General features: G+C 63.2%; 8 protein-coding genes and 1 pseudogene. 5 read left to right on the plus strand and 4 right to left on the minus strand.

The window, feature by feature from the left end; all coding sequences use genetic code 11:
• From ACFWF3_RS12470 to ACFWF3_RS12485, 4 genes and pseudogenes are all read right to left on the minus strand, one after another.
• Nucleotides 1-381, minus strand: a pseudogene (locus ACFWF3_RS12470) (type I restriction endonuclease subunit R); the annotation flags it as partial.
• Nucleotides 382-385: 4 nt separating this feature from the next.
• Nucleotides 386-1,711 carry a restriction endonuclease subunit S gene (locus tag ACFWF3_RS12475; protein WP_379313764.1) on the minus strand — a complete coding sequence of 442 codons (1,326 nt, stop codon included), beginning with the start codon at nucleotides 1,709-1,711 and terminating at the stop codon, nucleotides 386-388.
• A complete protein-coding gene (locus ACFWF3_RS12480) occupies nucleotides 1,708-3,693 on the minus strand; it encodes an N-6 DNA methylase (RefSeq protein WP_379313766.1) in 1,986 nt (661 codons plus the stop codon). The genes ACFWF3_RS12475 and ACFWF3_RS12480 overlap by 4 nt, the downstream gene beginning before the upstream one ends.
• Nucleotides 3,690-5,702 carry an N-6 DNA methylase gene (locus ACFWF3_RS12485; RefSeq protein ID WP_379313767.1) on the minus strand — a complete coding sequence of 671 codons (2,013 nt, stop codon included), beginning with the start codon at nucleotides 5,700-5,702 and terminating at the stop codon, nucleotides 3,690-3,692. Before ACFWF3_RS12485 ends, ACFWF3_RS12480 begins: the two co-directional genes overlap by 4 nt.
• A gap of 783 nt (nucleotides 5,703-6,485) precedes the next feature.
• On the opposite strand from ACFWF3_RS12485, the gene ACFWF3_RS12490 reads away from it, so the two are divergent.
• The 5 genes from ACFWF3_RS12490 to ACFWF3_RS12510 form a co-directional block, all read left to right on the plus strand.
• Nucleotides 6,486-7,070 carry an exonuclease domain-containing protein gene (locus ACFWF3_RS12490; RefSeq protein WP_379313768.1) on the plus strand — a complete coding sequence of 195 codons (585 nt, stop codon included), beginning with the start codon at nucleotides 6,486-6,488 and terminating at the stop codon, nucleotides 7,068-7,070.
• Complete coding sequence (locus tag ACFWF3_RS12495) at nucleotides 7,067-7,462, plus strand: hypothetical protein (RefSeq protein ID WP_379313770.1); 396 nt, start codon at nucleotides 7,067-7,069, stop codon at nucleotides 7,460-7,462. Before ACFWF3_RS12490 ends, ACFWF3_RS12495 begins: the two co-directional genes overlap by 4 nt.
• A 389-nt stretch (nucleotides 7,463-7,851) precedes the next feature.
• The gene (locus tag ACFWF3_RS12500) at nucleotides 7,852-8,055 is read left to right on the plus strand and encodes a PASTA domain-containing protein (RefSeq protein WP_379313771.1); all 204 of its coding nucleotides are present in this window, start codon (nucleotides 7,852-7,854) and stop codon (nucleotides 8,053-8,055) included.
• Between the two features lie 126 nt (nucleotides 8,056-8,181).
• The gene (locus tag ACFWF3_RS12505) at nucleotides 8,182-8,553 is read left to right on the plus strand and encodes a hypothetical protein (protein ID WP_379313773.1); all 372 of its coding nucleotides are present in this window, start codon (nucleotides 8,182-8,184) and stop codon (nucleotides 8,551-8,553) included.
• A 98-nt stretch (nucleotides 8,554-8,651) separates the two neighbouring features.
• Nucleotides 8,652-9,622: ATP-binding protein (locus ACFWF3_RS12510; protein ID WP_379313775.1), on the plus strand; the 971-nt coding region annotated here is incomplete at its 3' end.

The raw sequence follows: 9,622 nt of genomic DNA on the forward strand, positions 1-9,622 counted from the left end.
CACCACCGTCAGCCGGTTCGCCCGGTAGCTGTCGAGGGCATCCTCGGAGGTCACTAGGTTCGGCTTGAAATACGCTACCCGAATACGGACCCCGTGATCCTTCACGCCCGACCGCAGAACCTCGATCAGGCCCTTCGAGTTCAACTGCTGATCCAGCATCCGGGTGAAACCACGCTGGGCTTCATCGGCGTCGCCGCCGTAGTAGAGAACAAGGTCATCCCACTCCGGCTGCTGGGTAGCGGCGATGAAGGTGAACAGTTCACCCATATCCAAGCCCACGTCCGCGCGATACTCATGCGGATTGCCCACGCGCCAACCACTATCGAGCATGGCGGCGACAATGGCGTCGCCGAAGACGAGTTCGCTATGGACTGGACTCATGCGGTTATACCCCCTGGATGGTGTTTCTGCCACTGGCGGTGGAGACGTCGAATTGGCCGGTTACCGCGGCCGTAATGAGCGATTGGCGGCGTTCCGCGAGAAGTTCCATCTGACGAATCAGCAGCGACTTCATCGATACGTCACGCCGATGCGCGCTATCCAACTCTGCAACGACCACCGCCTGCAAACCTGGATCAGGAAAAGGAAATCGCTGCGGTTTCAGCTGTTCACGAGTCAAATGCGTCATCGTGCTGGTATTTCCCTGGACCGCAAATACTCCGAGCCGTTCTGCCACCAGCAAACAGTAATACAACCAGCGCGATAGATCGTTGCCACGAGCCCGAATCCGATGTAGCGCCTTCTGGTAGTATATCTCGTTGATCGAGCCATCCCAAAGCGCTGCACGCCCTGGCCAACTACCACCCTCGCACACAAGTAAGTCTCCGGCGCGAAGACGATAGCGTTCCTGCTCCGCCGGAGGAAAATCCATATAGGCGAGGCTCTCCATGTCGAGATGGTCCCATTGCACGTTCGCGACCCTGAGGTACGGCCGGAGATACTCCCCGGCCACTCTGTCCTGGTTCAGCATCTTGCCCAGTTCGACGTCAAATGAATAGCTGACTGCGGCAATTCTCCAGGCCTGCGGTACCGAGCCCAACCACGGAAGTCCACTCTCCTTCCGTTGACCATCCACATTGCGCCCTCGAATTGCATCGAATGCGCGACTTACCTCTGAGCTATCGACTAGCGAAAGTTGATCTCGGCGAATGCGAACTATCTGGTCTATGCGGGAGGTTTCGGCGTCGAGGAAATCTGCGATGCGGCGCTGCTCCTCCAGCGGAGGCAATGGGGTTCGAAGCTGCTCGATGTCTGGCATGTAGATCGTCTTGTGAGTGGACCCCATCGCGACGCGCTTTAGATCAGGCGCCATACCCCTGAGAACGTGAAGGAGAAATCGGGAGTCCAGCCGAGAATCACATGTCCATGTTGCGAAATCCTGACTGGTCGCCATCGCAGAACCCATTATCGCCGAAAACCCAACCGATGCTGTTCGCGACAAGATTACAGTGCCAGCCGGATGCAACGTCGCAGATGAGTTTGCCATCCCAACCTTGCTGATCTTTTCTTTGGTTGTCGAGATTACGTCCACGCCGCCACCCCTGAGCTGCCAGACATCCGCGAGGGTGACCCAAGGAACCGTGCAGTCTTCCCAATACTCCGGAACCTTGCGGCTCGGCGTGTGCCCGGAGCCTAACCGTGCAACAAGTCGGATCGGCACGGTTGGCCAACGGGCGGCCACCAGCCACGGCGCGATGTTGCCGCCGCTCAACGAGTCACCCCCTCGAGAAGCGTCTTAATCTCCGATTCCAGCGTACGCAATTCAGCGTCGATCACCGCCAATGGCCGCGGAGGTTCGTACACATAAAAGTGCCGCGTGAATGGGATCTCATAGCCAACCTTGGTCTTGCTGTGGTCGATCCACGCATGTGGAACATGTGGAAGAACTTCGCGTGCGAGGTACTCCTCGACATCTTCCTTCAGCGGAACGTTTTCATAGTCGCGCAGCTCCGGGTCAGGTTCGGGTTCGCCTTTGATCATTTGAACTTCCCCATGCGCGTCGCGGATTCCAACGGCATCACGGAGGACCTTGGCGAATGGCGCGCCGGAGGGCCATGGTTCGCCGGCTCCGACCACTGCGTCTTTCAGCGTGTTGATAGTTTCGGTTTTGGTCTTCCATCCGGTCCCGGCCAACGGTTGCAACAGCTTCCGGAAGGCTGCGGTATCGGAGTAGAGCTTTCCGATCGGACCGGAGTTCTCCAGCTTGTCGAGCGCTTCCTCCGTGAGCTCGAACCGCAACGTGAGAGGGCGTTCGACGGTGATCCGCCGGTACCCGAAGTCACTATTGTCGAACACCTTCACTTTACCGTGCTGCGCGTGCTCCGGATCGGCTGCCGCATCGATGGCGTCGCGGTACAGCACCGTGATGTCCTCGATCTGCGAATCTGACACTCGTTTACGCTTGTCGCCGAGTGACTTTCGCATCTTCTCCGAGTACTCCCGCGCGTCCAGTAGCACCACCTTGCCCTGGTTCGCGGGGGCCTTACGATTGGTGAGGATCCAGAAATATGTCGAGATACCGGTGTTGTAGAACAGCTGATCCGGTAGCGCGACAACCGCTTCCAGCCAATCGTTCTCGATGATCCACTTGCGAATATTGGATTCACCGGACTCAGCGGCGCCCGTGAACAACGGTGAGCCGTTGAAGACGATGGCGACCCGACTACCGCCAGCCGAGGCCGGGTTCATCTTGCTCAACATGTGCTGCAGGAACAACAGCGAGCCGTCGTTGATGCGGGGTAGCCCGGCGGCGAACCGGCCAGCCTCACCGAGACTCTTGTGCTCCCACTCGACAGCCTCCTTCACCTTCTTCCATTCCACACCGAACGGCGGGTTGGCGAGAAGGTAGTGGGCCTTGAGGTGCTGGTGGCCGTCATCGCTGAACGAGTTGCCGAAAGCGATATTGCCAGGGTTCTGACCTTTGATCATCAGGTCGGATCGGCAGATCGCCCAAGATTCGGGGTTGAGTTCCTGGCCGTAGACCTCCACGCGCGCTTGCGGATTCAGCGCGGTGATATGTTCTTCAGCGGCGCTGAGCATGCCGCCGGTGCCGCAGGCGGGGTCGAGGACGCGGCGGGTGACGCCGGGCATCTTGATCAGTTCGGCGTCGGGCGCGATGAGCAGGTTCACCATCAGCTCGATTACCTCGCGCGGGGTGAAGTGCTCGCCGGCGGTCTCGTTGGACTGCTCCGAGAAGCGGCGGATGAGCTCTTCGAAGATGTAGCCCATGTTGTGGTTGGAGACCACCTCGGGACGCAAGTCGAGGTCGGCGAACTTGCCGATCACCTTGTAAAGCAGGTCAGCGCTGTCGAGCTTGCGGATCTGCTGGGCGAATTCGTACTTCTCCAGCACCTCGGCGGCGTTCGGGGAAAAGCCGCCGATGTAGGTGAGCAGGTTCTTGGCGACGTGGTTGGGGTCGCCGAGGACCTTCTTCAGGCTCAGGTCGGTGGCGTTGTAGAACGCGGTGCCCGAGGCGCGGCGCAAGAACGGGTCGACGTCCACATCGCCGCCACTCATCTGCTGGGCGACGGCATGCACCTTCTCGCGGGTCGGTTCGAGCACACATTCCAACCGGCGCATCACGGTGAACGGCAGGATCACCTTGCCGTAGTCGGACTGTTTGTAATCGCCGCGCAGCAGGTCTGCGACCGACCACGCGTGGTTGGCCAGTTCGGAGTGCTTGTTGGTGTTCACTTCCTGCCTCTCTGCGGCTTCGGCTCCTCGGAGCCCGGGGTGTTCGGTGGTTCCAGTGCGCCGGCTGTGAGACCGGTGCCGAGCAGACCCGCCAATTCGGTGACCGAGTCGGCGGCGCGGCGGGCGGTGACCCGCAGGTCGTGCAGGTGACGGAAGGCAGCGCCGTAACGCTGCTGCTGCGCCAATGGGAGCAACGGTATGCGAATACGGGTCGGGTCGTTGCGGATCGTGGTGCCCATGGTGGCGTGCGAGTTCTCGGGGCTGCCGACGAACCCGGCGAGGAACCAGGGATCGAGGCGGGCCGGCTCGGTGCGCAACACCATGAGCTGGGGACCGACGACGGCGCCCACATCGGACTTTCCCGCCACCCTGGCGCGCACTGATTCCGATCGGCTTCCGGCGATCCGCGGAACCAGCACATCGTTGAGTTCTATGAGCTGGGTGGACAGTCTCGACTGCTCCCCCAGCACACCCGTCGGCTCGGTACCGGTCACCACATCACGCGCCTCCAGGACGGGACGCCCTGCATCCTCACCGGTGGATCGCTCTTCGGGCAGCGGCTGCGCTTGTAGTCGGCGTAGCGCGCCGCCTGCGGCCAGGTCGGCGAGGGTGGCGGTGCGCCACGTGGTGCTATCGATCCGCTGCCAGTCGCCGAGTTGACTTGTCACAGAGACCAACTCGTCTACGCGCTCGGCCAGTTGGACCTGCGCCAGCCGGGCCGTGTCGGCGAGACCGGCGGCGTCAAGGGCGGCCCGCACATACCTGGCGGGCGTGAGGTCGACCTCGTCGTCGAGCAGATCCATCACCCGCACCGGCGTCGCCGCATCATCGATCACCGCCGAGCCGGGCACGCCCTCCTCGAAGCCACGCCACGCATCGACGACGGCATTGGTGAGCAGCTCCCAGTCGATCCGGCCGCGTTCCACGCCCGCGAGCAGGGAACAGTCTGCGAGCCACACCTCGTCCGGTACTGGCAGCGCGGGGTCAGGGCGTCGCAGCACCCACAATTGCAAACCGATATGCATAGGCTGGGCCGCGCCGGGCGGCAAGGCGATCACCGAACGCAATGCTCCCGCCCGCAGCAGCGCCGCCCGGATACGCCGGCCGGAAGTCCGCATCGCCATCGCGGGCGGCAGCAGCAACACCGCGACGCCGCCGGGACGCAGATGCGCCAGGGAGTGCTGCACCCAGGCGAGCTCGGATTCGCTGCGCGGCGGCGGTCCGTACTCCCAGCGGGGATCGAGCGCGAGGTCTTCGGAACCCCAATCACGTTGCCCGTACGGTGGATTGGTGAGGACCGCGTCGACCTGAAGGCCAGCGAAGCCGTCGTCGAACAGACTGTCACCGGTATGCACCGCCACCTCGGCCGCTGGGGCCAGTAGCCCGACCAGGACAGCCGTGCGCTCGGCTTGTACCGGCAACACGTCCTGCCCGTAGTACGCGTGTGCGCCGGTGCCGACAGCTTCGGCCAGCAGCGTCCCTCCACCGCAGGCGGGGTCGAGAATCGACTCGGGTGTCACTCCAGCCGCCAGCACCAGCTCGACCATCAGCCGGGCAATCGGTATCGGCGTCGAATACACCCCGGTTGTCGGCCCTTCCTCCAGCCCACGCTCGGACAGCACGTCGAGCACCGCCCGCGGACCGGAATCCATGGCCAGCGCCCGGATCGCCGCGCCGACGGCGGGTGGCATGTCCGCGAGTTCTACTGCGGCGCTCTCTGTCTCGAGAAGCTCCGGCAGCGACACGATCAATCTCGGCACCTGTCCGGGAAGTACGTGCGTCCGCAGCAACGTCCGCAATCGCGCCGATGGCGTTTCCGCCGCCTCGACCCCGTGCGCGTCGAGCCACCGCTGGACTTCGGTCAGGTCGAACAGTGGCCGCGACTCACTGCCACCCGACGCGGCCGGGAAGTTCGCATGCCTGCGTCGCCAGTTGCTCACGGTCGCGCGGGTGACACCGGCCAACCGGGAGATCTCCGCGGCGGTCACCAGCGGTGTGGTCTCCGACATAAGCCTCCTCCATCCCACATGTACACACTACGTGTTCCTACAGCTTTGCCTAGAGGCAAGCGGAAGTCAATCGAAAACTAATGATTGACAATGCTTTCACCGTCTCGTAGTGTTTCGCTCAGGCCGATCGGCCGCACCTGTCCACGAATCACTGTGGGCGACAGGGGTTATCACGCATCGGATGCACGGCGACCGGCAACGCCACGTCGCAGCGTTCGGGAAGGGGAGACATGGCTAGCCATCGAAAGCATCGCGGTCACCGCCGTCCGCACCGCACTACCCGTGAACTCACGGTGCGCAGCGGCGCCGACCTCCGGCGCCGACACGCCGGAATACCTACCACTCGGTGTGCCGGCGGAAAACGTCGGTATTTCAATCGCGGCGATGCGGAGCTCGTGCTGGCCAACCTCGGCCCACAGCGCCGGGAGAAGCGGTCCTACGAGTGCCCCGGATGCCACGGCTGGCACCTGACCAGTCAGACCCTGGACGAATACCGCACGAGCCAGCTCGAACCGCGCCCCACCAGCCTCCGATTCGCCGATATTCCGGCATCAGGGCGGGTGCCGAACCCTGCCGAGCTCGCCGCGCGATCGCCGGCGCGGCGGGGCACTGCGGTCGTGCCACCACGTCCGGCGGGCCGGACCTACTCAGACCACGGCAAACGTCTCCGTTCCCGGGCCCACGCGGTCGTCCGGTGGGCGCTACGGGCGCTGCGCAGTCGATAACCATCCCATTCCCTCGCGGCGGACCGAGCCCCGCCTGCCCGCCCCAAAAGGAAATCGAGTGACTGACAACCTCTCCTTCGCGGCCTTCGACGTCGAGACCGCAAACCCCAAACACGGCAGCATCTGCGCAATCGGCGTCGCCGTCGTTCACAAAGGCGTTCGGGTAGCGACACATTCGTGGTTGTGCCGCCCACCTGCGACGGTCGGCGAGTTCGCGCCCCGCAACATGGGAATCCACAAGATCACCCCGAGCACAGTGACCGGGGAACCCACCTTCGCGCAGCGACTGCCTGAACTTCTGGACACGATCGGCGACCTGCCGGTGGTAGCGCACAACGCAGTCTTCGACATGGGAAACCTCACCCGCGCTTGTGAATTCAGTGGCGTCATGTTGCCGGGATGGCAGTACGGGTGCACCTACGCCTGGTCGAAGCGACAGCTGCTGCTCGGTGGCCACAAGCTCAATCAGGTCGCTGCAGCGCTCGGGATCACCCTCGACAACCACCACGACGCCGGTGCCGACGCGGCCGCCGCCGCCGACATCGCGATCGCGCTGGCACGAATGGCTGGTGTACGTGATCTCGCGGATCTGGCGCGGTTCAACGGAACCCGACTGACTCACCTCAGCGGAGTACGGCGATGAACGATCCGATCGACACGCCGAATGGCCTCCCCGGAAACCCGCCTGCGGTCCATCCTCCGACCACCCTGGCGGCAAATCATTATTTAGCCCGTCACCCGGCCCCGGCCGCCAACTCACCCGCTCGACCGCACCCGGTGCCGCCGCGATCCGCTCCACCGATACCCAACTATCACGCTGCGCCACAACCTGTTCCGCATGGATACGGGATGCCGCCCGGCTACCCGATGCCGATCATCTCCATCACCCAGAACAACGGGATCGGCGCGGGCCCGATCGTCGTCCGGCGCGGGGTCAATCACGGTCTGCATCTGGTCCTGACACTTGTCACGTGCGGACTGTGGCTGCCGATTTGGATCATCGTCGCCATCCTTGACGCGATGAAACGACCGTGAGCACCCCGTTCGCCTGAGCATGTTCTCGACGTCCAATCGCCCTCCCAGAGGGCGGCATACACATCGAAGAGAAGGCAGAAGTCTTGATGAACTACCAATCCGCACAGTGGAATTCGACAGGTCTGTTGGCAAGGCTCGTTCGTGGACTGGGATTCAGCGCCGTGACCATGGTCGCTGTCACCGGGTGCGGTGTAGGCCAAGGCACCGACACGGCGACTCCTATTGCCACATCATCAGTTCGGGTGACAACTGGTGCTCCATCGGTCACGCCCATCCGGGTGGTGCCGACTACGACCGCAGTCGCGGCCGCGCCGACGACGGCCGTTGTTCCGGTCGCGCCGCCTACTACCGTCGCTGCTCCTACCGTCCTCATGCCCGCGGTGGTGTGCATGAATCTGCAGGAGGCGCAGAACCGGATTCAAGCGGCCGGCGTCTTCTTCTCCCGTTCAACCGACGCGACCGGGAAAGGACGAGCCCAAGTGCTGGACCGCAATTGGGTCGTGGTGGCACAGAACCCGGCGCCGGGCGTCCCGATCGGCGAGGGACAGGCCGTGCTGTCGGTGGTGAAGTACGGCGAATCCAACCAATGCTGACCCGGGCGATTCCCACCGCGGGGACCGTTCCTGCACAACGACCCTGAATACAACACGAAGGTCCAGTCGCTCACAGCGAATCGGTGCGTAGTTCTCACTCAGGGCTCCGAACTCCCACCCAAGCTGGTGCACGCACAGCACATCGACTTCCTCGACGACTTCCTCGACCGAATCACTGCTCATCAAGGCCGCATCCTCGAGGCGATCACGAACTATTCACGGCGAGAAAAGACGAAACTGATGTGTCCGCAATTTGCGCCGGTCGCAGCACTCGCCGCACCCGAGGCCGACGAACCTCGATTCCGTGCGCTGGCGGTCGCCAACTATGTCTGTGCGATGTGGACGGCATGGCTATCGGCCGAGGAACAACGTGTCCGCCGAACGGTGTCGCCGAAGACCGGCAACTCACCTTGGATCATGACGCCAGACCTCAGCAGCCGAACCATCGCAGAATTTCCGACCGGTTTCGCCGAGGGCGTGAAGCCCAACTCCCGGTAGACCTGCGGTGAGATCCGTAAATTCGTCAGCTCGCGATAGGCATGCTCCAAGCCTCACCGATGGTGGGGACTCCACTCATTCGACCAGGGGGATCGTCCATGCAGCAATCGCCATCCGCCACCACTACTTCCGATGTTTCAACAGGTCGGCTCATCGACCTTGTCACAGCGGCCGTGACCGTCGACACGACGTTGCCGACGGCAGTTGCCGAGACGATACTGGCAGCCTTCCCCGAGAGCGCTACCCCCACGACGTCCGACGCGGGTGGGGCGTTGGCAGGGATGTTCGTCCGCTCGATCACGGTCAACGGGTTCCGAGGGATCGGACGTGAGACCCGTCTACCCGTACAACCTTCGCTCGGTTTGACGCTCGTGGTCGGCCGAAACGGTTGCGGCAAGTCCAGTTTCGCCGAGGCCGCAGAGTTCGCGCTCACTGGCGACAACCAGCGGTGGGCGAGCAGGTCCAAGATCTGGAAGGACGGTTGGCGAAACCTGCACGAGGGCACGACACCACGAATCGCTGTCGAACTGCAGACCGAGTGCCCTGACAACCCGTTGACGATCACTGGAAGCTGGGGTGCGAGCACAGCTCTCGACGCAGGAGAGTGGACTGCGAAACGCAAGTCGGGTGAGGCCGGCCCACTGGATCGTTCGCAACTCGCCCAGCCGCTCGAGCTGTACCGACCCTTCCTGTCCTACAGCGAGCTGGGTTCCCTCATCGACGGGACACCGAGCGGAATGTATGACGCGCTACACAGCTTGCTCGGCCTCGATGACCTGACGACCGCGCTGGCATCGCTGCAGCGCAAGCGCCTCGACCTGGACAAGGCACTCAAGGACGTCAAGCGCGGCAAGGACTCACTGATCTCGGAACTGGCGATCGTCGAAGACGATCGGGCACGAGTGGTCGAAAAACAGCTGCAGGCACGCATTGTCGATGTCGACGCCATTTCCCGGACGGTGGTCGGTTCCGGCGAGGCGTCCGGAACCGGATCAGCCCTGTCGGCGGTGACAGCCGTCGAGCTACCGACGGAAGAGGTCGTCTCCGAAGCCCTTGCACAACTCACGAC

Origin of the sequence: Nocardia sp. NPDC060220 (genome assembly GCF_042727815.1) — a bacterium.
GTDB lineage: Bacteria > Actinomycetota > Actinomycetes > Mycobacteriales > Mycobacteriaceae > Nocardia.